15 protein-coding genes and 1 tRNA gene are annotated in these 24985 nt (G+C 63.7%); 4 read left to right on the top strand and 12 right to left on the bottom strand.

Annotated elements, in window-relative coordinates; translation table 11 throughout:
* Window positions 1–210: 210 nt before the first annotated feature.
* Window positions 211–435 carry a DUF6894 family protein gene (locus RE429_RS11195; protein ID WP_414470856.1) on the bottom strand — a complete coding sequence of 75 codons (225 nt, stop codon included), beginning with the start codon at window positions 433–435 and terminating at the stop codon, window positions 211–213.
* Between the two features lie 235 nt (window positions 436–670).
* Between RE429_RS11195 and RE429_RS11190 the strand changes: the two genes are divergently transcribed.
* The gene (locus tag RE429_RS11190) at window positions 671–976 is read left to right on the top strand and encodes a hypothetical protein (RefSeq protein ID WP_414470855.1); all 306 of its coding nucleotides are present in this window, start codon (window positions 671–673) and stop codon (window positions 974–976) included.
* A gap of 37 nt (window positions 977–1013) precedes the next feature.
* On the opposite strand, the gene RE429_RS11185 is transcribed toward RE429_RS11190, so the two are convergent.
* From RE429_RS11185 to RE429_RS11150, 8 genes are all read right to left on the bottom strand, one after another.
* Window positions 1014–1241, bottom strand: coding sequence for a DUF6894 family protein (locus tag RE429_RS11185; RefSeq protein ID WP_414474172.1), 228 nt, complete (start codon window positions 1239–1241; stop codon window positions 1014–1016).
* 429 nt (window positions 1242–1670) lie between these two features.
* Complete coding sequence (locus RE429_RS11180; RefSeq protein ID WP_414470854.1) at window positions 1671–1943, bottom strand: hypothetical protein; 273 nt, start codon at window positions 1941–1943, stop codon at window positions 1671–1673.
* Window positions 1944–2467: 524 nt separating this feature from the next.
* Window positions 2468–2542, bottom strand: a tRNA-Glu gene (locus tag RE429_RS11175).
* An 81-nt stretch (window positions 2543–2623) separates the two neighbouring features.
* Window positions 2624–4435 carry a single-stranded-DNA-specific exonuclease RecJ gene (recJ, locus tag RE429_RS11170; protein ID WP_414470853.1) on the bottom strand — a complete coding sequence of 604 codons (1812 nt, stop codon included), beginning with the start codon at window positions 4433–4435 and terminating at the stop codon, window positions 2624–2626.
* A 151-nt stretch (window positions 4436–4586) separates the two neighbouring features.
* Window positions 4587–5585, bottom strand: coding sequence for a class II fructose-bisphosphatase (gene glpX, locus RE429_RS11165; RefSeq protein ID WP_414470852.1), 999 nt, complete (start codon window positions 5583–5585; stop codon window positions 4587–4589).
* Window positions 5586–5641: 56 nt separating this feature from the next.
* Window positions 5642–6964 (bottom strand): homoserine dehydrogenase, encoded by a 1323-nt coding sequence (locus RE429_RS11160; RefSeq protein WP_414470851.1) that lies wholly within the window; start codon window positions 6962–6964, stop codon window positions 5642–5644.
* 111 nt (window positions 6965–7075) lie between these two features.
* Window positions 7076–8296 carry an LL-diaminopimelate aminotransferase gene (locus RE429_RS11155; RefSeq protein WP_414470850.1) on the bottom strand — a complete coding sequence of 407 codons (1221 nt, stop codon included), beginning with the start codon at window positions 8294–8296 and terminating at the stop codon, window positions 7076–7078.
* 41 nt (window positions 8297–8337) lie between these two features.
* Complete coding sequence (locus RE429_RS11150) at window positions 8338–8751, bottom strand: hypothetical protein (protein ID WP_414470849.1); 414 nt, start codon at window positions 8749–8751, stop codon at window positions 8338–8340.
* 102 nt (window positions 8752–8853) lie between these two features.
* Between RE429_RS11150 and RE429_RS11145 the strand changes: the two genes are divergently transcribed.
* Window positions 8854–10659, top strand: coding sequence for a PHA/PHB synthase family protein (locus RE429_RS11145; protein WP_414470848.1), 1806 nt, complete (start codon window positions 8854–8856; stop codon window positions 10657–10659).
* An 89-nt stretch (window positions 10660–10748) separates the two neighbouring features.
* Here RE429_RS11145 and RE429_RS11140 read toward each other — a convergent pair whose 3' ends face one another.
* On the bottom strand, window positions 10749–12089 hold the full coding sequence (locus RE429_RS11140) for an OmpP1/FadL family transporter (protein WP_414470847.1): 1341 nt from the start codon (window positions 12087–12089) through the stop codon (window positions 10749–10751).
* 382 nt (window positions 12090–12471) lie between these two features.
* Here RE429_RS11140 and RE429_RS11135 point away from each other — a divergent pair, with 382 nt between their 5' ends.
* Both RE429_RS11135 and RE429_RS11130 read left to right on the top strand, forming a co-directional pair.
* Window positions 12472–13356, top strand: a complete 885-nt coding sequence (locus RE429_RS11135; protein ID WP_414470846.1) for a fumarylacetoacetate hydrolase family protein — start codon at window positions 12472–12474, stop codon at window positions 13354–13356.
* A 473-nt stretch (window positions 13357–13829) separates the two neighbouring features.
* Window positions 13830–15581, top strand: coding sequence for a diguanylate cyclase (locus tag RE429_RS11130; protein ID WP_414470845.1), 1752 nt, complete (start codon window positions 13830–13832; stop codon window positions 15579–15581).
* 188 nt (window positions 15582–15769) lie between these two features.
* Here the strand turns inward: RE429_RS11130 and argC are convergent, their stop codons facing one another.
* Window positions 15770–16738 carry an N-acetyl-gamma-glutamyl-phosphate reductase gene (gene argC / locus RE429_RS11125; protein WP_414470844.1) on the bottom strand — a complete coding sequence of 323 codons (969 nt, stop codon included), beginning with the start codon at window positions 16736–16738 and terminating at the stop codon, window positions 15770–15772.
* Between the two features lie 321 nt (window positions 16739–17059).
* On the bottom strand, window positions 17060–24919 hold the full coding sequence (locus RE429_RS11120) for a calcium-binding protein (protein ID WP_414470843.1): 7860 nt from the start codon (window positions 24917–24919) through the stop codon (window positions 17060–17062).
* Window positions 24920–24985 lie beyond the last annotated feature (66 nt).

Raw genomic sequence — 24985 nt, 5'->3', positions numbered from 1 at the left:
CGGTACAGCAAAGCCCGGCTTCCAGCCGGGCTTCCTCGTTGGAGGCCGGCTAGCGTATCGGACGCAAAAGTGGGAACCGGTTTTGCGTGAAAGGATGCTCAAAAGCATCAACTTACAGCATCGGACAGGCCATCGACCTCACATCCGATGCTCGGGCATCGCCTATGAGCACCGAGCGTAAACCGGCTCGAAGGTTTCTCGTGCGGTGCCCTAACGGCGCTTGCCGCCGCGAAAGAAGGGCACCGTCAGCAGGCGGCGCCCCGTCTCGTCCACGATCTCGAGTTCGATATTGCCTGCGTCCCTCAGCTCGTCGCGCAGTTCCTCCACCGTGGCGAGGGCTTCGGCGCGGGCGGCATCGAAATCCGGCAGTTCGATGCCCTCCTCGTCCTCATCGACATCGTAACCGTCGCGGATATTGAAGAAAAAGCGAGGCATGGCAGAACGCTCGAGCAGAGAGATGGCGAGAAAACGGTTTCGACTTCGTCAGGTTCATTCTAGCGGGAGCAGCCCCCGCCTGGACACTGGAATCTTGATGAGAATGCCCGGTTATGCAGCACAAGTTGAGGCTCGGGCGGCAGGGACGCTTTTGGAAGATTTGCGCACTTTTGCAAGACTTGCGCGTTGAAGGACACAGGAAGGGGGCCTGCGGGAAAACCGCTAAGGATGCGCCATGATCCACCGTCCCCTCGCTGCTCTGTCCGCTCTCGGATGCTCGCTGCTCGTCGCCCCCTCCGCCTTTGCCCAGGTCCAGGCGTCGTGCGGGCTGCGAAGCGAAATCGTGAAGCTGCTTTCCGATCAATACAAGGAGAACCCCGTCGGCATCGGCCTTGCCCAACCCGGCCAGGTGCTTGAGGTCTTCGCCTCGCAGGCGGGCACATGGACGATGGTCATGACCATGCCGGACGGTAAGGCCTGCCTCATCGCGGCAGGCAACAACTGGGAAATGGTGACGAAGGTCAAAGGCGATCCGGCCTGATGCCGAATGCGTCGGCTGGCCCACCGAAACCAAGCAGCTAGTTCGGCCGCTCGGGAACCTCTATGGCCTCAAGGAACGGAAACTCCAGGACGATCTCCCCGGCCTCGTCCGTGACCTCGATGTAGCTTGCAGCCCAGTTCACGGGCTGCGGAAGTTCCGAGTTCATGATGTTGCGAGCCGTCGCTTGCGTTGCCCTCCAGGCCGCGTCCATGTCTCGGAAGTCTTGCCCTTCGGGGTCCTGGACGACGTCTGCGCCTATATGCACATGAAAGAAATAGCGTGGCACGATGTGACCTCAGGCTTGCAGAAGCTCCACGCAGCACGGCGGAAAGATAGCATTGGACCACGGCGCATGGCGCGACGAGGTTCCATTCGCCGGTGCGTTCGGCCGACCGTTTCGTAGGACTTGCGAGCATAAGGACGAATTCGTGCTTTGCTCAAGCCAGATATATGGCCACCGCAACCAAAACACTTAATGTGCTCAGACCTGCAGCCGCACCAAATGGGATAAGGATCGACTTCAGTTCTTCAGACATGGGGACCGGCCCAACGGAAGCGATTAACGGAAGCTTAACGCAGCGCCGCCGGATCCGATCCACGCGGACGAAAATTTGGGTTCGCCTGCGTGAAGCTGGGCGCGAAAGGATGGCACCCTAAGCCGGACACGAAGGCAGCCGCTCGTTCGGTGCCATGATTAAGATTTCCCCGTCTCTGCCGTGAGCTTGGGAAGTTCTGTCGTCATCCACGCCACCATCTCCTCACGGGTCTTGATGGCCTCCGGCATTGGGATGAAGGGGCCGCCCGTGTCGTGGATGGCGATGAGGTCTTTCGGCCCGGTGATGGGGTCCAGACCTCCCGTTGGCCGGGACCACGCGGAATATATCCGCTGACTGATCCAGACGCCCACAATCCAGAGGATGGCGATACAGCAAAGCGCGAGGGCCAGTAGAACCAGTGCTATGCGCATGGTGCCCCTCCATGTCGTACGCTTCACCAAGACGTAGGTCGTCCCGACACGGCCAGCAAGAGAAGCCCCCTCTCCTTTCTGACCGCGTCACGAACCGCCCCACCTTCGTTGCACGAAATTCGCGCCCTCCTCCATGTCCCTCACGTTGCCATGACGGATTGGCGGTCGGACATCCCTGAAGGATCGGCTGTGCCCGATGGGGCTTGGGCGGACGATTGTTCAGCAGCCTTGCAAAGGTCACGGACACGGACCGCCTCCCGCACGTTCCTGCGTCTGCCCTCGCGTGTGTCGGAGGTTCGAAGGGAGACCCTAAGCTCTCGGGATCGGGGAGGAGCCGGTTCCCCTGCGAGGGACCGGGGCGACATCCGCCGAAACGCGTCAATGCCGGAACGTCGCCTTTGCAGATGGGGCATCGCCAGGCCTTCGAACCAGCGCTCCGTAGCCCGGATTCGAACCAGCAGGGGGCGGGCCTAACCCTCGGAAAGGGCAGATGATTTCGGCTTGCAAAGACTGAAGGAAAGGAGTGGCGCGCCCTAGGGGAGTCGAACCCCTCTTTCCTGCGTGAAAGGCAGATGTCCTAACCGATAGACGAAGGGCGCGCTGTGTTTCGGAGGGCATCGCCTCCGAAGTGGGCGGACATATAGATGGGTTCGTGACGTACCGCAAGCGTCAGTTTCGATTTATTCAGGCTTCGCCGTATCCATGATCCGCAGCTCGGCCTTTTCCTGCCCGCCCCAGCGGTCGATGGAGAGCGTTCCCGCCACGTGCAGCGGGTTTCCGATGCCGGCCGAGAGCGCATTCCCGAGCGGTTGTCCCGCGGCGCGGAAGGCGATTCCGCCGATGAAGCTGCCGTCGCCGCCGCGCAGCTTCACACGCATGTGCCCGCCGCTTCCGACCTCGCGGGCCTCGACGAGACGATGCTGTGGAAACACGAACATCGGCTCCGGCTGGCCCGAGCCGAACGGCCCTGCCCGCTCCAGCGCCGTCACGAGCGCAGGCTGCGCGCCCGCCGCCGTCAACGTGGCGTCGATGGGAAACTGGTCGTTGAGGCGCATGGTGCTGACGGGCTCGTTGAGCCTGTCGGTCACGAAGGCGAGAAAGCGGTCGAGTTCGGCGGCGCGAATCGTGACGCCCGCCGCCATGGTGTGCCCTCCGCCCTTGATGGCGATCCCGGCGTCCACCGCCGCACGGACGGCGTGGCCCAGATCCACGCCGGGCACGGAACGGCCCGAGCCCGTGGCGGTTCCGTCGGGGTTGAGCGTGAACGCAAAGGCGGGACGGCGAAAACGTTCCTTGGTGCGCGCGGAGATCAGGCCGACGACGCCCGGATGCCACTCGGCCGAGGCCGTCACGAGCACGGCCTGATCGGGAGCCTTCTCGAGCGCCATCATGGCCTGAGCCTCGGCTTCCTGGACCGCGACGACCTCGATGGCCTGGCGTTCCCGGTTCAGACGGTCGAGCTCGCCGGCGATCTGGCCGGCCTGGACCGGGTCCTCCGTCAGCAGGAGCCGGGATCCGAGCGCCGCGTCGCCGATGCGCCCGCCCGCGTTGATGCGCGGGCCGACGAGATAGCCGAGATGCCAGGATTCCGGTGCACCCGCGAGCCCCGCCGTGTCGAGAAGCGCCGCAAGGCCCACGCGGCGGCGGCCCCGCATGATCGAAAGCCCCTGGCGCACGAAGGCGCGGTTCAGGCCGACGAGCGGCACCACGTCGGCCACGGTGGCGAGCGCCACGAGGTCGAGGCTGCCCATCAGGTCCGGCTCGGGCCGGTTCTGGAAGAAGCCGCGTCCGCGCAAGGTGCGGTTGAGCGCGACCAGGAACAGGAAGACCACGCCCGCCGCGCAGAGATGCCCGAGGCCGGAGAGATCGTCGTGACGGTTCGGATTGACGATCGCGAGCGCCTCGGGCAGGCGCTCGGGCGCCTGGTGGTGATCGAGCACGACGGGATCGAGGCCGAGGCGCGTCGCCTCGGCAAGCGGCTCCATGCTGGCCGTGCCGCAATCGACCGTGACCAGGATATCCGCCCCCTGCTCCCTCAGGCCGCGGATCGCATCGACATTCGGGCCGTACCCTTCCGTGATGCGGTCGGGAATATGGATCGCATAGGAGATGCCGCAGGCGCGAAGATACTCGGCCAGGAGCGCCGCGCTGCAGGCTCCGTCGACGTCGTAATCGCCGAAGATGGCGACCTTCTCGGCGCGCGTCACGGCATCCGCGAGCCGGTTGGCGGCAGCCTCCATGTCGGTGAGGACATGGGGATCGGGCATGAGATCGCGCAGGCGCGGATTCAGGAACCCTTCCGTTTCGTGGATGCCCACGCCGCGGCCCGCGAGCACCCGCGCCACGATGTCCGGGACGCCATGGGTCTGGGCGATGGCGATGGCGATCGCGCTCTGGGCGGCGCTGCAGCGCTCGACCCAGGTCCGTCCCAGGGCGGATTGCGCCACGCCCAGAAAAGGCTTCGGCAGGGAAATAGGCGATGATTCGGTCACGCTCTGAGTCTTACCCGTGAAATGTGGTCAAATCACCCCGCGTTCAAACGGCAATGGCCGGGACGAGCCCGGCCATGTCACATCACGAGGTTCGACTGCCTGGAGCATCGGGCCCAAAAGTGGCTTCCACTTTTGGGATCAATTCGATGATCTAGTCCAGGTGGAACTTCGCCAGTTCACGGTGCTCGCCATGGATGCGGCGCACGGTGCCCGTCGCGGAGCGGTAGACCACCGTCTCGGTGGTGATCACGTCCTTGCTGAAATGGACGCCCTTGAGCAGCGCGCCGTCCGTCACGCCGGTGGCCGCCACGATCACGTCGCCGCGGGCCAGATCCGTCATGTCGTATTTCTTGTTGGGGTCGGTGACCCCCATCTGGAAGGCGCGGGAGCGCTTCTCCTCGGTGTCGAGGATCAGGCGGGCCTGCATCTGGCCGCCGATGCAGCGCAGCGCGCCGGCCGCGAGCACGCCCTCGGGGGCGGCGCCGATGCCGAGATACATGTCGATTCCCGTGTCGGCCGGCTTCGTCGTGAAGATCACGCCCGCCACGTCGCCGTCTGTGATCAGGCGAACGCCCGCGCCGGTCTTGCGGATGGCGGCGATCAGCTCGGCGTGACGCGGACGGTCGAGCACGAGGCAGTTGATCTCGTTCGGCGCCACACCCTTCGCCTTGGCGAGGGCATGGATGTTGTCCTCCGGCGAGGCGTCGAGATCGATCACGCCGGTCGGATAGCCGGGGCCGACCGCGATCTTGTGCATGTAGACGTCGGGCGCGGCGAGCAGCGTGCCCGCCTCCGCCATGGCCATCACGGCGATGGAGCCCGGCATGTCCTTGGCGCAGAGGGTCGTGCCTTCCAGCGGGTCGACGGCGATGTCCACCTTCGGTCCGTTCTTGTTGCCGACCTTCTCGCCGATGAACAGCATCGGCGCCTCGTCGCGCTCGCCCTCGCCGATCACGACGGTGCCGTCGATGGGGAGCTTGTTGAGCTCACGGCGCATGGCGTCGACCGCGGCCTGATCCGCCGCCTTTTCGTTGCCGCGCCCGCGCAGCCGGGCCGAAGCCACGGCCGCGCGCTCAGTGACGCGGACGAGCTCCATGGTGAGGATGCGCTCGATGAGTTGCCCCGGTTGGACGGTAATGCCTTGCGACATGGACGTGTCGTCTCCCTTGTGACGGTGACCGGCGGGCGCAACCGCCCGCCCGATGATTAATCGCGTTCGATGCGAATGACTTGGGGCGGCTCGGCGATAAGACCATCCCCCGAGATCTTCTCCAGGGCGGAACGGATCGCCGCCTCCGTCGCCGCATAGGTGATGAGAACGAGCGACACGGGCGCGCCCGAGCGGCCGTGAGGATCCTTCGTGGCCGCTACCTCGGAGCGCTTCTGCAGGATGCTCTCCAGCGAGATGTCCGCCTCGGCCATGCGGGTGGCGACGCCCGCGGCGACGCCCGGCCGGTCATGGACCGTGAGGCGGACGTAGTAGCCGCCCTCGTGGCGCTGCATGGGGGCCCTCAGGGCCTTCTCGAGCTGCTCGACGGGTCTGCCGAACAGCGGCTGGACCAGGCCCGCGGCCACGTCCGCGAGATCGGCCACCACCGCCGAGGCCGTGGCGTCGCCTCCCGCGCCCGGCCCGATCAGCGTCAGCTCGCGCACCGCGTCCGCGTCGATGGTCACGGCGTTCGTCACCCCCATCACCTGGGCGATGGACGAACTCCGGGGGACCATGGTCGGGTGCACGCGCTGTTCGATTCCCGTCTCCGTGCGTTCGGCGACGCCGAGCAGCTTGATGCGGAAACCGAGCTCCTTGGCCATGGCCAGGTCGAGCGGCGTGATGGACGAGATCCCTTCCACATAGATGGCGTCGGCGTCGATTTCGGTCCCGAAGGCGAGGCTCGTGAGGATCGCGAGCTTGTGGGCCGTGTCGAAGCCTTCCACGTCGAAGGTCGGGTCGGCTTCCGCATAACCGAGGCGCTGCGCGTCCTTCAAGCATTCCTGGAAGGTCAGGCCCTCCAGCTCCATGCGGGAGAGGATATAATTGCAGGTTCCGTTGAGGATGCCGTACAGGCGCGCGACCCGGTTCCCGGGCAACGCCTCCCGAAGGGTCTTGATGATCGGGATGCCGCCGGCGACCGATGCCTCGAAGGCGATCGATCCGCCATGGATCTCGGCGAGCTTCGCAAGAGCAAGGCCGTGCTTGGCCAGCAGCGCCTTGTTGGCGGTGACCACGTGCTTACCCTGCGACAGGGCTGCCCGCACGACTTCAAGGGCCGGTCCGTCGGCGCCGCCGACCAGCTCGACCACGCACTCGACCTCGGCCGATCCGGCGAGATCCACCGGGTTGTCGAACCATGCGAACCGGGAGAGATCCACCCCGCGATCCTTGGAGCGGTCACGGGCCGAAACGGCGACGACCTCCACGGGCCTTCCGCCCCTCTGCGTGACCGTCGCGTTCCGGCGTTCGAGGATCCGAATAACCGAAGCGCCGACGGTACCGAGGCCGGCAATGCCCACCTTGAGAGGACGTATCACGGACAGAAGCTCCCTGTAAAACCGGGTTGCTCTTTACGACCGCCAAGCTCTCATGTCCATGCGGACCCGGAAACTTGCCCAGGAAACCATCGCCTTCCGCCCGTCCGAAATCTAGCCCCGGCGCGCCATCGGGACCACGTTGTGCAGGATCTGGTCCGCCTGATCGAAGAACTTGCGGATGTTGCGGGCCGCCTGACGGATGCGCTGCTCGTTCTCCACGATGGCGATCCGGACGTAATCGTCGCCGTGCTCGCCGAACCCGATGCCGGGCGCGACCGCCACATCGGCCTTTTCCACCAGAAGCTTGGAGAATTCGAGGCTCCCCATGCCGCGGAACTTCTCCGGGATCTCCACCCAGGCGAACATGGAGGCGCTGGGGGCCGGAACGGGCCAGCCCGCCTTGCCGAAGGAATCGACCAGGACGTCGCGGCGCTTCCTGTAGGTGGCGCGCATCTCCCGGATGCAGTCCTCGGGACCGTTGAGGGCCGCCGTCGCCGCCACCTGGACCGGCGTGAAGGCGCCGTAATCGAGATAGGATTTCACCCGGGCGAGCGCGGCGAGAAGGCGCTCGTTGCCGACCGCGAAGCCCATGCGCCAGCCCGCCATGGAGAACGTCTTCGACATGGAGGTGAACTCCACCGCCACGTCGATCGCTCCGGGAATCTGCAGGATCGACGGAGGCGGGTCGTTCTCGTCGAAATAGACCTCCGAATAGGCGAGGTCCGAGAGCAGGATCAGCTCGTGCTTCTTGGCGAAGGCCACGAGGTCCCGGTAGAAATCGAGGGAGGCGACATAGGCCGTCGGGTTCGACGGGTAGCAGACCACGAGCGCCACGGGCTTCGGGATCGAGTGCATCACGGCGCGCTCGGCCGCCACGAAGAAGTCCGGCGTGGGCTCGGCCGGCACGGAGCGGATCACGCCGCCCGCCATGAGGAACCCGAAGGCATGGATCGGATAGCTCGGATTGGGCACCAGGATCACGTCGCCCGGCTCCGTGATCGCCTGCGCCATGTTGGCGAAGCCCTCCTTCGAGCCCAGCGTCGCCACCACCTGCGTGTCGGGATTGAGCTTCACGCCGAAGCGGCGCTCGTAATAGCCCGCCTGCGCGCGGCGCAGGCCCGAAATGCCCTTGGAGGCCGAGTAGCGGTCCGTGCGCGGCTTGCCGACCGTCTCCACCAGCTTGTCGATGACGTGCTGCGGCGCGGGCAGGTCGGGATTGCCCATGCCCAGATCGATGATGTCGGCTCCGTTGGCGCGGGCGGCGGCCTTGATGCGGTTGACCTGCTCGAAGACATAAGGCGGGAGGCGCTTGATGCGGTAGAAGTGAGACATGGTTCGTCCTCGAGCGGAATCGGATCGGTCCGGTATAATTGTCAGCGAGTGGGATTGGAATTCGTCTTGCGGGGAGGTTTCTGCGGCGTGTTGACCGGCAGCGTGACCGGCTCGGGCGGGGGCGTTCCCCCGAGGCGGGCCGCCTCGGCCCCGGCCGCCTCGTTGCGGGCGCGCAGAGCGTCGAGTTCCGCCTCCGCGGCCTTCACCTCGGACGCCGAGCGGGCGGGAGTGGGCCGCCCCTCCTCGGCCCTGCCGATGGGCATGTAGTCCAGGCTGCCCGGGCGCGACTGAGCGACGAAATCCGGCGTTGCCGCGGTCTTGGGCCCCGCTCCCACCGCGGCGGCGACATCCCGCACGGGATTGGAACCACCCGCGCAGGCCGTGACGTTGGCAGCGACCAGCAGCGCCAGCAGAAGGGCCGGCGGGCGGGAGACCGTAGGGAACTGGATACGCATTGTCGGTAACCTAAGAGATGACTGCACAGGATGGGGCTGAAACGCTAAGATGCTCGAATTGCGCCCCCTGGGCAATGGCGCGAGATAGAGGGAGATCGCCTTATGGACAAGCCATACGGTGAAGAGAAGGCCCGATCCTCCGGCCCGGACTTCGAGGAACTCTCCCGCAACATGGCTCGCTTCCTCGAAGGAGCCACGAAGGCGACGGCCGCTTACCTGAAGCCGCTGGAGGAGCGCGGATTCACTCCCGAGATCGCGAGCGACGCCTCGGACGCGATCAAGACCCTGGGTCATGTCGCGGAATCCTGGATGAGCGACCCGCAGAAATCCTTCGAGGCTCAGGCCCGCCTCAGCTCCCAGTTCCTGCATCTCTGGGCCTCGACTCTCAAGAGGGCTCAGGGCGAGCGGGTGTCTCCGATCGCGGAGCCGGAACCGAAGGACGGCCGGTTCAGCGATCCGGAATGGACGGAGAATCCCGTCTTCGACTTCCTCAAGCAGGCCTATCTGATATCCTCCCGATGGGCGGAGGACATGGTGGAGGAAGCAGACGGCCTCGACGAGCGCACCCGCCACAAGGCGCAGTTCTACCTCAGGCAGATTTCGAGCGCCCTCTCCCCGTCGAACTTCCTGCTGACGAATCCGGAGCTCATCCGCGAGACGATCAAGGAGAACGGCGCGAATCTGGCCCGTGGCATGGCGATGCTGGCGGAGGACATCCAGACCGGGCGCGGCGAACTCAAGATCCGCCAGACGGACCCCAGCAATTTCAAGATCGGCGTGAATATCGCGACGACCCCGGGCAAGGTGATCTTCCGCAGCGACCTGATCGAGCTGATCCAATACACCCCGACGACCGAACGGGTGCTCAAGCGCCCGCTTCTGATCGTGCCGCCCTGGATCAACAAATACTACATCCTCGACCTCAACCCCGAGAAGAGCTTCATCCGCTGGGCGGTCGCGCAGGGGCTCACCGTGTTCTGCATCTCCTGGGTCAATCCCCAGGCGCAGCATTCCGAGAAGGGCTTCGAGCATTACATGCGCGAGGGCATCTTCGCCGCGCTCGATGCCATCGAGCAGGCGACCGGCGAAAAGAAGGTGACGGCCATCGGCTATTGCGTCGGCGGCACCCTGCTCGCCGTCACCATGGCCTACATGGCGGCCAAGCGCGACAAGCGGATCGACAGCGCCACGTTCTTCACCGCGCAGGTGGACTTCACGCATGCCGGCGACCTGAAGGTCTTCGCCGACGAGGAGCAGATCCGCTCCGTCGAGGCGCAGATGAAGAAGCGCGGCTACCTCGAAGGCTCGCACATGGCCAATGCCTTCAACATGCTGCGGCCGACCGACCTGATCTGGTCGAACGTCGTGAACGTCTACATGAAGGGCCGGGCCCCCACCGCCTTCGACCTGCTCTACTGGAACTCCGATTCCACGCGCATGCCGGCGGCGAACCACGCCTTCTACCTGCGCAACTGCTATCTCGAGAACAAGCTCGCGAAGGGCGAGATGGAGCTGGCCGGCGTGCGGCTCGACCTGAAGAAGATCAAGGTGCCGATCTTCAATCTCGCCGCGAAGGAGGATCACATCGCCCCTGCCCGATCCGTGTTCCTGGGCTCGAAGTCCTTCGGCGGGCCGGTCGATTTCGTCATGGCCGGATCGGGCCATATCGCGGGCGTCGTGAACGCCCCCTATAAGGAGAAATACCAGTTCTGGACGGGAGGCCCGGTCAAGGGCGAGTTGGAGGACTGGGTCGCGGCCGCCGAAGAAACGCCGGGCTCCTGGTGGCCCTACTGGTTCGCGTGGATCGAGAAGCAGGCTCCCAGGACGGTCCCCGCGCGCGAGCCGGGCGCCGGCAAGCTGGAGCCGCTCTGCGATGCGCCGGGCACCTACGTTCTGGCCAGGGCCTGAAGACAAGAACTGTCCCGGCCGCTCCCCGGACCCTAAACGAAAAAAGGCCGGCGTCACCGCCGGCCTTTCCGCTGCGAGCCTTCCGGCTCTCAGTATTTGCGCACGATCGGGGCCGGGATGGCCACCTTCGCGTCGTCCCAGCGGTAGCGCAGCGCCGCCGAAATGATATCGACGCTCGAATCCACGTCGGCCACGAAGGGCAGCCCGGGACGGAAGTCCTGATGGCCCTCGACGATGCGGATATTCGTGTCCTTCGTGAAGATGTGGGTATAGGCGAGGTCGAAGGACAGCTTGTCGCTCCACTGGTAGCCCACGCCGATCGAGGCCCAGATACGGTCGTTGTCGGGCAGACGGGTGGAGCGGATCTTTGTGTCGATGGGCGATTGCTCGTAGGCAAGACCGGCCCGCAGGGTCCATTGCGGATCCACCCTGTAGTCCAGACCGAGCGAATAGAAATAGCCGTCCTCGTAGTTGAGCGGGAGCGCCTGGACGGGCGCCCCGGTCGCGGCGCTCGTGACGATCGGCGTCTTGAGAATGCTCCAGTTCGTCCACTCGAAGCCGAGATGGACCGTCATGTTCGGAGAGATCACCTGCGAGAGGCCGAGGGTGAGCTGATCCGGGGTCTTCAGGGTCGCGTTGATCGGGGTGCGAACGGAGACCGGGGCGACGACGCCCGCGGGAAGCGTGAAGGATCCCTCGAGGTCGTGCTCGACGGACGAGCGATAGCCGAGACCGATCGTCGTTCCGATGAAGGGAGTGATCGTCACGCCGGCCGTGAAGCCGATGCCGAAATCGTCACCCTCCAGAACACCGCTCGGCTGGCCGGGGAGGACGGCGGTGCCGGGCGCCCCGATCGGGGTCGGCACCGCGCTCTTCAGCCGGATGTCGAAATACTGGAACGTCGGCCCCGCGGCGACGGACAGCCAATCGGTCACCTTCACGCCGATGACCGGGTTGACGTTCACGGAGAAGATCCGGGAGGAGCGGGAATAGACCTGACCGGCCCAGTTCTCCCGGGGATCCGTGACGAGACCATAGGGAGCCGTGGTGGACAGACCGACCCAGAGGCTGTCGTTGACCTGGTACGAGCCGAAGCCGGTCGGCACGATGGCATCCTGGCCGATATCGCCGGAATTGCCGAAAATCGCGGTCGGCGTCTGCGTGGGATCGGGCTTGATGTCGACGCGCGGAAGGATCAGCGACAGATGCCACTCGCTGTTCCAGCCCGGCGACATCGTGATGACGGCGGGGTTCCAGAACATCGACGAGAGATAGCCCGAGCCCGAGGCCGCGCCGGCGAACGCAAAGCCCTGTGCCGTGGCGCTCTGCTCGCGCAGGCCGAAGGCGCCCGCCTGGGCTCCGCCCTGGGCGGCGATGAGGGTTGCGAAGGAGACGGCGGCGAGGGACAAAGAACGGTTGAAGCGGCTCATGGAGGTTTCCTGCCCTTTTCTGTTTTGTTGCGGGAATCCCGCTTGAGCCGCCACTGTGCCATGCTCAAATTTCGCCGCAATCTCCAGGCCCGCCTTCGGCCGGGCCTCTGGATAGACTGAATACTGGAGTTCGTTTCTGCGAACTACATGGAAAAACGAAAGCATAACCGCCGCGAATACGTTGCATTACGTTTTGTTCATATGCAACCGAGCGTATACAGGGTTGTGAAATGCAGTTACTGTGGGCCGCCGTCGCTGGGGGAAATCTCACGCTTTCTCCATCCTCGTGGCAAAACGGCAACATATTTGTGCCGGGAACATGCATTGTAGGCGGGCGTGAAGACGCCACATTGGAATTGGCCTGTTAGGATAGGAGCGCCTGATGAAACTGGTGAGATTTGGAGAAGCCGGACACGAGAAGCCGGGAATCGTCGATGCCCAAGGACAGATCCGTGATCTCTCCGGGACGATCCCGGACATCACCGGCGCGACCCTGTCGGCGGAGAGCCTCGCGCGGATCCGCGCCGTCGATCCCGACACGCTCCCCCTCGCCCCGGCCGGACAGCGCATCGGCGCCTGCGTCGGGCAGGTGGGGAACTTCATCGCCATCGGGCTGAACTACGCCGACCACGCCGCCGAAACCGGGGCCGCCATCCCGGCGGAGCCGATCATCTTCAACAAGGCGCGGTCCTGCATCGTCGGCCCGAACGACGACACGATCCTGCCCCGCAAGTCCGAGAAGACCGACTGGGAGGTCGAGCTCGCCATCGTGATCGGCGAGCGCGCGTCCTATGTCGGGGCGAACGAGGCGCTCGACTTCGTGGCGGGCTACTGCATCTGCAACGACGTCTCGGAGCGTGAATTCCAGATCGAGCGCGGCGGCACATGGACCAAGGGCAAGGGTTGCCCCACCTTCGGCCCCCTCGGCCCCTGGCTCGTGACGAAGGACGAAATCCCGGCCCCGCAGAACCTTTCCATGTGGCTCGACGTGAACGGCGAGCGCATGCAGACCGGTTCCACGAAGACCATGATCTTCAACGTGGCGCAGATCGTGTCCTACGTTTCGCACTTCATGATTCTCGAACCCGGCGACGTGATCACCACGGGAACGCCGCCCGGCGTCGGAATGGGCATGAAGCCGCAGCGTTTTCTCAAGGCCGGAGACGTCGTGAGCCTGGGCATCGAGGGCCTGGGCGAACAGCGCCAGCGCGTCGTCGCCTTCGAGGGAAGCGCGCTCGATACCAGCAAGCACCATAGGGGCCATTGATTCGGCGTCGCCCGGCGCCGATGTCATGCCCCTCTCGTCATGGCCGTCCCCGGACTTGATCCGGGGACGGCCATCCGCGTCTTGACGAAACGCTGCACGACAAGGACGTGGATGCCCGGCTCAGGGCCGGGAATGACGGCGTGGTGCGAATCGCCGGGTCCGTACGATGCGCCGGTCTAGAGCCTTTTTCCATGAACTTCGGTTCACGGAAAAGGCTCCTGTTGCTTGAGAAAGACGCCTTTTCTTCGCAAAACCGGCATCCACTTTTGCGGAAAAGGCTCTAGCGTGGGAGCATCGGCTTCGATCCCAAAAGTGGATTCCACTTTTGGGTCCGATGCTCTAGGCGGTGTGGGCGGATTGCCGCAGAAATCGCGTTTGGGACTCCTTACTTGAGCTTTGTCATGATTCACGAAAGACCGACTGATTTGGAGATCGATTACGTCGTCTCGATGATTGGTATGTAGCGTCGATCGATGTCCTGGAATGCCCTTCGAAAAGCGCTCGTGGCGACGCTACTGCGCTTCGTAATGCTTGTATCTCTTGGCGCTTCCCCCCTTTCCGCCGCTGAATCGGTCGACATTCGCAGTTCCTGCTGGACGTCCGGCAGTTTGTCGGACGACTTGGTCACTGTCGTGCACTCGCCCGGGCGCTGGACCTGCGGAGATCGGACCTATTCGCTCGAAGGCGAGCGGACGCTGCTGCGGTTTGAAATCGGTCCGCACGATGCCCTTCCCCAGTATCTCTTTTCCAGGCGAAGTGCGCTCGCGGCTGTCCACCTGGTGGCGATCGACCGGGACGGCGCAATGCGCCGGACCTCCTTATCGGCGGGTGAACTGCGGAGCGCTCTGCATGGGGGGTATTTCAAGGCGTCCCTGCCGGGGGTAACCCGCGACACGCTGCAGGTCGTTGTCGCGTTCGATTTGCCGAGCCACCATATGACGCTGGAGAGAGCCTATCTGTCACCGTCCGACATGGCTCTGGGGCCGGAGCTTCTGCTGTCCCTCCTTTTTCTTGCTATCCTTGCCGGAATGCTTTCCATGCCGCTCATTTTCAACGCGGCCTTCTACCGGATCCTGCGCGAGCCGTTCTTGATTTGGCATTCCATGCTGACGATAGCGCTGCTGCTGACGATCCTGGTGTCTTCGGGTCTTGCCGTTGTTCTCTTCGATCCGCCGGCGATGACCTTGAGCTGGATGACGACGGTGATCTTCGGCCTTACGGTCGCTTCCGGAGTGATGTTCACTCACAGCTTCATCGAACCTGGCAACATGAATCCGATCCTGCGGCGGGCGCTGCTCTGTTGCGCCGCATGGGCGATGTTGCTGAGCACGTCTCACGCCGCATTTCCGTTCATCGGTCGCCCGATTCAGTCGACGGCGTACACGGCCGCTTTTGCTCCAGTGATCGTCATTTTCATCGTGTCGCTTGCCGACGCACTGCGGCGCGGAAGCCGGGCCGCCAAGTTCCAGGTGGTCGGCTATATGCCGGTGACGATAGCCGGATTGGTGCGCTTGGTCACGGGTGTGGTTCCCTGGTTGCAGAGCAATGATGCCATGCTTCTATTCTATGTGGGTTGCGCATTCGAAGTCCTGTTCACCACACTCGGCGTGGCCGACCGTTTCATGACGATTAAGCGCCAGCGCGACAGCGCACTCTTCGAAGCCGAGGTGCTTGAGCGCCTGTCCGAACGCGACACACTGACGGGATTGCTCAACCGGCGGGCCATCGAGCAGAATTTCGAGAAGTTCCGCGCCGAGGGGTACCACACACTCGCCGTCCTCGACCTGGACCATTTCAAGGCAATCAACGATGTTCACGGCCACGTAGTCGGCGATGCCGTGCTGAAAGCCGTGGCCGAGGCGCTCCAGGCGGACCCGCAGGTTCATGCGTTCCGCCTCGGCGGGGAGGAATTCGTTCTGCTTGTGCGCGGGGAAGATGCCGAGACTCGGGCGGAGCTTCGGCGCCAGGCGATCCCGGCCATCGTCGCCAATGCCGTTCCGGGCCTTGGGCGATCCGTAACCGCCAGCATGGGCATGACGGACGTGTCGCCAAGCGCCTATGTGGAGTTCGAGCAACTCTACGAAGAAGCCGACAGGCAACTCTATAACGCCAAACTTGCCGGCCGCAACCAAACCAAAATTGCACGGCGACCCGGCGCCAGGCCCCACCATCGCGCGGTAAACGGCGATGTCACGGTTACCGAGTGCCAGGAGGCTCTGGGGTAAGTCCGGCAGCATGCCCCTGCCCGCCATCGGCGATCAGTGCCATCGGCTTCCACCTCGGCTTATCGCCCACGCGGTGAGACTCGATATCAGGTTTCCACTAGCGCATCGCACGACAAAGACGTGGATGCCCGGCTCGAGGCCGGGCATGACGGCGTGGAACTATCGGTGCGAAGCCGTGAAATCGCTCCTCAGGCCAGCCCCAGCATGAGCTCGATGTTCTGAACGGCGGCGCCGGACGCGCCCTTGCCGAGATTGTCGAGGCGCGCGACGAGCACGGCGTGGTTGTAGCTGTCGTGCTTGAACACGAAGAGCTCCAGGCGGTCCGTGTCGTTGAGCGCCTCGGGCTCGATCCGCTCGATTGTCCTGGCATCCGCAATCGTCGGCACCACGCCGACGAGGCCCCCGCCCGGGTAGCGATCCATGAGCGCCGCCTCGAGATCCCCTGCCTTGGGCTTGCCCGGCAGCAGGTCGAGGTGGAGCGGCACGCTCACCAGCATGCCCTGGCGGAAATTGCCGACGGACGGGATGAAGATCGGACGCCGGGTCAGGCCCGTGTATTTCTGAAGCTCGGGCACGTGCTTATGCTCGAAACCCAGGCCGTAGAGCTCGAAGGCCGGGGCCGTGCCCGCCTCGTACGCCTCGATCATGGCGCGTCCGCCGCCGCTATAGCCGCTGACCGCGTTCACGCTGATCGGGTAATCGGCCGGAATCAGCCCCGCATCGACGAGGGGCCGCAGGAGCGCGATGGCCCCCGTCGGGTAGCAGCCCGGATTGGCGACGCGCTCCGCCGAGACGACGGCCTCCTTCTGCGCGGAGGTCAGCTCCGCAAAGCCGTAGACCCAGCCCGGCGCGACCCGGTGGGCGGTGCTGGCATCGAGGATCTTCGGCTTCTTCCCGCTCAGGCCGTCCACGAGGGAGACCGTCTCCCGGGCCGCGTCGTCATGGAGGCAGAGCACGACGAGATCGACATCGGCCAGGATCTCGCGCTTGGCTTCCGGATCCTTGCGGCGCGCCGGGTCGATGCTCCTGAGCGCCACGCCCGGCACGCCCTGCAGGCGCTCGCGGATGCCGAGGCCGGTCGTGCCCGCCTCGCCGTCGATGAAGACCGTCTTCGTGCCCTGGCTGAGAGCGCTGGAATTGTGGGTCATGGTTGTCATGTCGATCCGATCCACCTGTGGCCGCCATTGAGGCTAAAGCCCATAACGCCGAAAGAGTTCTGGAGAAATAAAAAAGCCGCGCGATGCACTGCGCGGCTTGCGGTCAGGCCATTTGGACAGCCGTCATCGCGCGCGCGCCGGGGCGGCGATCGATCGGCGTCGGATGCTGGCAAGGCTCTGGCTCATCGGACATTTATGGCGAGGCGGGCGGCCTTTTGTCAACAAGCCCGGCTGAGGACCGGAAACACCCTTCGGCCGGATCACATCTGAAGGATGTCCTCGCATTCCGGATTCGCGCCAAGCGAACCTATCGTTCTGATCCTACACAAACCGGAAATCGTCGGCGTGGAGACTTGAGAGGGTCACGTTCTTCAGGGTGATGGTATTGCCGGCGCCGGCCGTGATCATGACATTGCTGCCTGACTGCGTGGAGGCTGCGAGCACGGCGGCGTAACCGGAGAACACGGCTGTCGAGAATTCGATGACGTCTTCGGTGTTCGCGCCGGCCTTGAAGTCCGTAATCACATCGACTCCAAAACCGGCAGCGAAGACGAATGTGTCCGAATTCAAACCGCCTGTCAGCGAGTCATTGCCTGCTCCGCCGACGAGGGTGTCGTTCCCGGATCCGCCGCTCAGGGTATCGTTTCCTGCCCCGCCGCTGAGGCTGTTGGCGCGCTCGTCGCCGTAGAACAGGTCGTTCCCGGATGTGGCGGCCGTCGCCATGTCGAAGAGCTGGGCATAGGTCCAGACGGTGCCGTCGCCGAAGCGAACGTCCTCGATCCGGTAGTAGGTACTATTGACCACGTCATCCAGCGTGACCTTATCGGCACCGATGGTCAGGACGAGGTCGCGTCCCGTGTCCGCCTGGCTGACGGTCACGTTGGCGGCACTGATGCCGGACCCGAACTGCAACACATCCACGTCTCCGCTGCCGAATCCGGAATCGCTGATGATGTCCTGGCCATCGCCGACGTTGAACACATACGTATCGCTGCCGCTCTCGCCGCGCAGGAAGTCGTTTCCAGTGCCCCCGGCAAGGGTATCGTTGCCGGACCCGCCATACAGGCTATCGTTGCCGGCTCCGCCGTTCAGAGCATTAGCCCGCTCATCGCCGTAGAACAGGTCATTTGCAGCAGTTGCGACTGTCGCCATGTCGAGCATCTGGGCATAGGTCCAGATTGTGCCGTCCGCAAAATGAACCTCCTCAACCCGGTTGGACGAGCCAAAGATTGCCTCGTCGAACGTGATCTTGTCCGGTCCGATCGTCAGGACCAGGTCGTGTCCGGAGCCAGCCTCCGCCACGGTTATATCCGTGGCACCGATGCCGGCCCCCAACAGCAGGATATCCACGTCGCCGCTGCCGACGCCGTTGTCGTAGATGATGTCCTGGCCGTCTCCGCGGTCGAACTGGTAGGTATCGCTGCCGCTACCCCCGCTCACGGAGTCGTTGCCTGCCCCGCCTGTCAGCGTGTCATCCCCGGATGCCCCCGAGAGGCTGTCGTTCCCAGCTCCTCCGGAGAGGCTGTTGGCGCGCTCGTCACCGTAGAAGACGTCATTGCCCGCGGTTGCGGTCGTGGCCATGTCGAAGAGATGGGCGTAAGTCCAGGTCGTGCCGTCAGCAAAGTGCACCTCATCAACGCGATAAATCGCGTTCGTGATCGCCTCGTCCAGCGTGACCTTGTCGGTTCCGATGGTCAGCACGAGGTCGTGGCCCGATCCGGCTTGCGTGACGAGGACCTGCACGGCCGAGATGCCGGCTCCGAACAGCAAGACGTCCGTCGTGTCCGATCCCGCCTCGGCGATGACGTCCTGTCCGTCGCCGACATTGAAGATGTAGGTGTCTCCCCCGGATCCGCCGCTTAAGGAATCAGAGCCGATGCCGCCGATCAGCGTGTCGCCGCCCGATCCACCGTAGAGGGTGTCATTCCCGCCAGCGCCGTTCAGGAGATTGGCTGTCGAGTCGCCATAGAAGATATCGTTGCCTTCCGTAGCTATCGTTGAACGCTCTATCAGCTGTGTCCGGTTCCAGAGGGTGCCATCGGCGAACTGAACCTGATCGACACCGCCGTATGTGCCGCTGATCTGTTGGCGCAAGGTGATCTGGTCGGCGGTGCCGACGATTGAGAGCACGAGATCCTGGCCGTTGGCCGCCTGGCTGACGGTCACGTTGGCGGGATCGATGCCGGCACCCAGCACCAGCGTGTCGAGTTCAACGTCGGTGGACCAGCCGCTGCCGTCATAGATCGTGTCCTGTCCATCCCCGAGCTCGAAGCGGTAGGTGTCATTGCCGAGGTCGCCTTGCAGGTAGTCGTTGCCGGTGCCGCCGATCAGCGTGTCGCTGCCCGATCCGCCGTAGAGGCTGTCATTCCCGCCAGCACCTGCCAGGATGTCGGAGGTTGATCCGCCACGAAACACATCGTCGCCGTTTGTTGCCGGAGTCGACTTCACGATCAGCTGTGTCCGGTTCCAGAGGGTGCCGTCGGCGAACTGGACCTGATCGACACCGCCGTATGTGCCGCTGATCTGTTGGCGCAAGGTGATCTGGTCGGCGGTGCCGACGATTGAGAGCACGAGATCCTGGCCGTTGGCCGCCTGGCTGACGGTCACGTTGGCGGGATCGATGCCGGCACCCAGCACCAGCGTGTCGAGTTCAACGTCGGTGGACCAGCCGCTGCCGTCATAGATCGTGTCCTGTCCATCCCCGAGCTCGAAGCGATAGATGTCATTGCCGAGGTCGCCTTGCAGGTAGTCGTTGCCGGTGCCGCCGATCAGCGTGTCGCTGCCCGATCCGCCATAGAGGCTGTCATTCCCGCCGGCACCAGCCAGAACATCCTGTATGCGGAATCCCTCGATACGGTCGTTCCCGGCAGAAGTAAGTCGCTCAAGCGACATCCGACCGATTTGGCTGCTTGTCCAGATTGTGCCGTCAGCGAATTCAAACCACTCGATTTCATAACTGAGATAATCGCAGAAATTTTTCAGTGTCAGGGTGTCATTGGTTCCGCGGATCCGCAGCGTCATTGAATGCGGATCGCCGGATGTCCTGAAGACCTCGAGGTCCGCAGTGCCGACATCCGAACCGAATAACACACGATCCCCTCTCTGGGTCGCCAAGAGGTTTGATTCATAATCCTCGACGATGTCTTGGCCATAGCCGCGGCCGAAGAGATATCTATCATCGCCGTCCGATCCCTTCATGGTATCGTTGCCGGCGCCACCATCGAGCGTGTCGTTGAAATGCGTGCCGACGATCAGATCGTCGCCGGCTGTCTCTGATTGGTCGATGACGCCCTTGGCGATCGTCCACCAGTTCTTCGCCGTGCCGTCCGCCCAGCGGAATTGCTCGATGAGGTCAAAGGCTCGCGGACCAAAAGGCCCCGTCTCAAAAACTTGATACCAGTTCTTGATCCGAACCTGATCATCAGTCCCGATAATGCCGACCAACAGATCCAAACTCTCGCCCTCGCGGCGAAACCACACATCGTCGACCGCAATCCCCGCCGTGAATTCGAGTGTATCGTTATCGCCGGAAAGGATGTTCTCGAGATTGTCCTCTATCGTATCCTGCCCGTAACCGCGGCCGAAAACATACGTGTCGTTTTCGTTCCCGCCCGACAAGTAGTCGTTGCCCGCGCCACCATCGAGCCGGTCTTCTCGCGAAAATCCGTAGATCGTATCGTCTCCGCTCGTGGTATAACGCGCCTGAACGAAGTTCATCAGATCCTTATAGGTAAAGGCGGACCCATCGTCGAAGGTGAAGAGCTCGATCCGGTCGATCCATGCTATTCCAAGTGGCCCCGTGTAAGCTGCCTTGAACTGTCCTTTGATGAGAATGGAGTCGGCTCCCTGTTTGAAGGTGATCAGGACATCATCCGAGTTGGCCTGACGCGAGAACACTAGGTCGCCGAAGCGCAACCCGTCCTTGAACTGGAGAATGTCCGGAGCCGCCCTGAAAATGTTGTCCTCCTTGTCCTCGACGACATCGTTGCCGTCCCCTCGGCCGAACCAATAGATGTCTCCGTCCCCCAAGCCGCTCAAGGTGTCATTACCGGCTCCGCCATAGATGTAGTCGTTGTCGGCAGTACCGGTCAGGATCGTGCTTGCAGGATCGGGACGCGCCACGGCTTTCGCGATATCGAGAGAGGTCCAAACCGTTCCGTCGGCGAAAACGATCTCCGCAATCCCCGTATCCGGCGAAGTGTCATTGATAAATGGATTGGGGCTCTCACCCTCGAACTGGTCCTTGACACGGATCGTCTCCCCTGTGGCAGTAACGGTGAGGATGAGATCGATTCCGTCGCGGGTCGCCACAATGTCTTGGGGCCGGAACGTCGTGAAGCGGAGAACATCGTCGTTCCGCGCCTCCAGAGGGGCGACATAGTCGTCGATGACGTCGTGTCCGATATGGGCGCCGACGATATAGGTATCGCGCCCCAGTCCGCCTCTGAGAAGTTGATCGCCGCCGTCAAGATAAAAGATATCGGCCTCGTTTGAACCTTGGACGATTCCCGACCCGGTGATCAGGAGCTCGGGTGGGACACCCAGAACATCGAAGACGTCGTGAAGGGCAAGATCCGGTGAGACCGCCTCGAAGGCCGCAATGATGTTCTGCGCCAGGAAACCATAGGTGTTCAGCAGGTAGGCATTCCCGCGAGTATAATCTCCGATCACGACATCGAGGAATGGCTTCCATTCGTTGAGCCATTGCAGGGGACTGGAAGCGTCAGATGCGGCAGAGAGCAGCTCCTCGAAAACCGGGATGAGCTGCCTGTCCGTGATCCCCTTGAAGCAGTCGTTCTCTGCATCGTAGCGGATGCCCTCGAAGTACTGCGCAAGCGGGCCGTTCTGGACGGCAAGACGCACAGCCAGCGAATTGAGCGTCGCATCGATTGTCTCGAGGGCAAGCTTCATTCCCTGGAGTGCCGCAGAATGATTGGTCGGTTTCGTATGGAAGGGAAGCGTCTCGCCGAGATAGCGCTCCATGAAAGCAAGCTCGGTGCCGCGCAAGGTAGACCAGGCGTAGGTGTCCTGCCCATGATCGACGATATGCGAGGCGACCGCGGAGCCCGAGCTGCCCCTGGTGAGGATCGATACCGTCATACCGGTCGCATAAGAGTAGCTATTGGCCATATAGGTGATGCCGTCGATGACGACGGTCGTCGTTTCCGGGCTGGTCGAGACGGGAGTTTCGTTCCGGATGTCCGCCAGGCTGGCTGGCGCGGGCGCCGCGCCTGTCCTCACCCTGACGATCGTACCGGACGCGAAGTTCCAGGTGGACAGGGTTTGGGACCCGCTCTCGGTCTGCGTCGTCTGCGCCGAGAATCCATACGAGTAATCGACCACGTCGTCGCCATTCTTCAAGATGGCGATGTCATGATAGCCGTTCAGGCCCGCTGCCCCGGTGACGATCTGCCCGTTCGGGAGACGGACGGGTGAGCCTTGCGCCCAGGCCTGGAGGATCGGTTGAGCTGCCTCCCGCAAAGCCGCCAGATTGGGCGATGTGAAATGGGTAAGAGCGGCATCGATCCGAGGGGTCGCGCTCGGCATCACGCTCATGGCCTCGCGCAGGCTGACGAGCGTACCGAAGCCTGCGAGATCCGGCCTGGTCTTCGCATCGTCCGTTATGGTGATAGGCCCTCCCTGGTAGACGGTTGCGCCGTTATCGACCCTGAGCACCACGTCGGCGACCGTGCAGGTCGTCCCATCGGCGCGGGTGTAGGTCCCGACGGCGGTGATCCTGTTGCCATTGACGGTCCGGCCGGCCTGCGTGCCCTGCACGCCGATGGAGACGATCCCGAGTTGATCGAGACTTTTCAGCTCGCCCGCATCGGTGATACCGTCCTGGTCGAGATCCTGCCAGATTCTGAGCGCGGAGAACGTATCTCCGGCGTCGATGATGCCATCGCCGTTGAAATCGGCGAGGCCGCTGTCCGACGCATCCACTCTGCCGTCATGGTTCCCATCGAGCTCGGCGAGCGCTGCGAAGCCGGACCGCGCCCCCCCGAACATTTCCCGCACGTCGTCTATCCGGCCGTTGCCGTCGACATCGCGGACAAGGAAGCCATCGTCCGGTTTGACCCAGCCCGTATGCTCCCCGTAGAGATCGCCGTCGATGTCGAAGACCGGAGAGATGCTGCTCTGCGTCGAGAGCTCGATGCCGTCCCCGTCGAGATCCAGAACCAGCGGGTCGATGCCTTTCCATGGGCCCTGCTCGGTCATCGTCTTGACCATGGCGCCGAACAGCTCCCACATTCCCATGACCGTCATGTGGCTGGGCCGGTTCGGGTCCAGGAGGCGATAGACCCCGATCTCGTATTCCCTGAGGAGGATGTTGCCGGGTCCGCGCCCATTCGCGCCGGCGTCGCGCTGCCAGTTGAGAACGTACATCTCGGCGCCGCCCTCGCCCCACCACGGCAGACGGATGACGAGCTCTCCTGCGGTGTTGATGCCCCACTCGACCATGCCGCCCCAGCTCACCGCATAGGGGCTTTCCGAATACTTGTTCCTGAGCCCGCCGAACAGGTCCATGGCACCGAAGAGCGAAATTCCGTCGTCGCCGGACAGGTCGCTGATCCCGATGTCCTTGTTGAACCAAACGCGGTCCGCTCCTCCTCCCGTTTCGACGATCGTCCCGACGGCTGCGGACTTGAGCACGTCGCTTTGATTCGTCAGCACGACCTTGTCGGCGTTTTCGACGACGATGGCCGTGGATGTCCGGCCACCGTCGAGGAAGACCTTTCCGTTGTCGTAGACGATGCCCTGCGCAACCTGGGAATAGTCGACGACATCGACATTGCCGATGAAGTCCTGGTCGCGCTCCGACGCGCCCATGTCGATGACGATGCTGCCGAGCAGAGGGTTGAACTGCAGGGCATTGGCCCTGATCGTGAGATGGTCGGCCTTGTCGGTCAGCTCGATTCTCTCGATCTGGAACAGCAGATCGTGGCCGCTCGTCGGCGAAGTCAGCTGAAAGCCTTGCGCCAAGCCGGCGGAACCGTTGATGTCGGCCCGGCCCAGAGTCGCCCTGAGTCCCGTCTGGACGTCCGACCCCTTGTAGCTCGCCGTGTCGTTGCCGGCCCCACCCACGAGCACGTCGTCCCCCGCGCCGCCCAGGAGCGTATCGTTGCCGGCTCCTCCTAGCAGCAGGTCTCTCCCGGCTCCGCCGGAAAGCGTATCGGCGCCATCACCGCCCAGGATCAGCTCATCCGCGCCGGAGCCGGCGATCGTGTCGGCCGCGTCCGTCCCGACCACCATGGTCGCCCCTTCCGGAGCGGAAGGCTGAGCCGGGAGCTGAACGGCGCCCGCCAGCTCCCTGGCCAGAAAAGCGATCTGCGTGATCAGCGCGTGGCTGTCGGAGCCCCACAGCTGCAGCATGCCGGCCCCCAGCGCCCTCTCGTCATAGCCGCCGTTGTGGAGAAGCTCCTGCAGCAGTTCCTCCTTCCCGATGATCGCGCTGCTTCCCTCGCCGTCCGGATTCCACGTGGCCGGGCTGAGATCGGCGAAGAGCAGATCCTGTCCCGCCGCGAGGATGCCCGCCTTGCCGGTGTCCGAGGTGTCGTGCTCCATGGCGAGACGGCCGGCATATTGCACGATGATCTTGGACAGGGCATCGGCCGCCTCCCGGAGAGTTTGGGAGACATTCGCCTGGCCGAGAAGATTGCCGAGTTCGTTGGCGTCGTCGAAGAGAGCCCGGATCGCGGAATCGCCGAAGGGCCGTGTGCCCTCGTCGATGGCGGAATAGGCGATCATGGAGCGCAGCTTCTCGTCCGCGCTGGAGGTGCCCTGGATGGTGCCGGCGCCGACCGCCTGCGCGATCTCCGTGCTGAACAGACTTGCGATCAGGCCGGCGCCGAGATTGGTCCATCTCGACTGCGCGGTACCGCCTGCCTCGGCGATCTGCTTCGCATACAGCATCATGACGAGCAGCGATTGCTTGTGTCGGTCGAGCGGATTTCCCCAGGGTGCCTCCAGCTCTGCTGGAACCATGCTCTGCGAGACTCGCACTCCACCAAGAACTTCGCCCTGGACCGCGTAGCCCGTCAGACCCGATCCGTCGATCGCCCAAGGCGAAGCGCTGCCATAGAACTCCTGGCGGGCCAGGGGATCGATGACATCTCCCGTGTTCGGATCCAAGGCCGTTGCGTCGTCGTGAAGACGCTGCGCCGCGAGTTCATACGGCATGTTGTCGAAGAGAACGCCGTCGACGCCGTAGAGGCTGCCGACGAAGAAGGCGACCGGGCGCGAGCG

The organism is Microvirga sp. M2, from assembly GCF_047497095.1.
Lineage (GTDB): Bacteria > Pseudomonadota > Alphaproteobacteria > Rhizobiales > Beijerinckiaceae > Microvirga.
The sequence above is the reverse complement of the archived record's forward strand: the minus strand, read 5'-3'. Positions and strand labels throughout refer to the sequence as shown.

Excerpts from the sequence above, each read along its gene's own strand:
- RE429_RS11150 (WP_414470849.1), bottom strand. The coding sequence starts at position 8,751 with ATGCGTATCCAGTTCCCTACGGTCTCCCGCCCGCCGGCCCTTCTGCTG.
- RE429_RS11135 (WP_414470846.1), top strand. The coding sequence starts at position 12,472 with ATGAAACTGGTGAGATTTGGAGAAGCCGGACACGAGAAGCCGGGAATC.
- RE429_RS11190 (WP_414470855.1), top strand. The coding sequence starts at position 671 with ATGATCCACCGTCCCCTCGCTGCTCTGTCCGCTCTCGGATGCTCGCTG.
- RE429_RS11140 (WP_414470847.1), bottom strand. The coding sequence starts at position 12,089 with ATGAGCCGCTTCAACCGTTCTTTGTCCCTCGCCGCCGTCTCCTTCGCA.
- glpX (WP_414470852.1), bottom strand. The coding sequence starts at position 5,585 with ATGTCGCAAGGCATTACCGTCCAACCGGGGCAACTCATCGAGCGCATC.
- RE429_RS11130 (WP_414470845.1), top strand. The coding sequence starts at position 13,830 with ATGTCCTGGAATGCCCTTCGAAAAGCGCTCGTGGCGACGCTACTGCGC.
- RE429_RS11120 (WP_414470843.1), bottom strand. The coding sequence starts at position 24,919 with ATGCCGTATGAACTCGCGGCGCAGCGTCTTCACGACGACGCAACGGCC.
- RE429_RS11180 (WP_414470854.1), bottom strand. The coding sequence starts at position 1,943 with ATGCGCATAGCACTGGTTCTACTGGCCCTCGCGCTTTGCTGTATCGCC.
- RE429_RS11155 (WP_414470850.1), bottom strand. The coding sequence starts at position 8,296 with ATGTCTCACTTCTACCGCATCAAGCGCCTCCCGCCTTATGTCTTCGAG.
- RE429_RS11145 (WP_414470848.1), top strand. The coding sequence starts at position 8,854 with ATGGACAAGCCATACGGTGAAGAGAAGGCCCGATCCTCCGGCCCGGAC.
- argC (WP_414470844.1), bottom strand. The coding sequence starts at position 16,738 with ATGACAACCATGACCCACAATTCCAGCGCTCTCAGCCAGGGCACGAAG.
- RE429_RS11195 (WP_414470856.1), bottom strand. The coding sequence starts at position 435 with ATGCCTCGCTTTTTCTTCAATATCCGCGACGGTTACGATGTCGATGAG.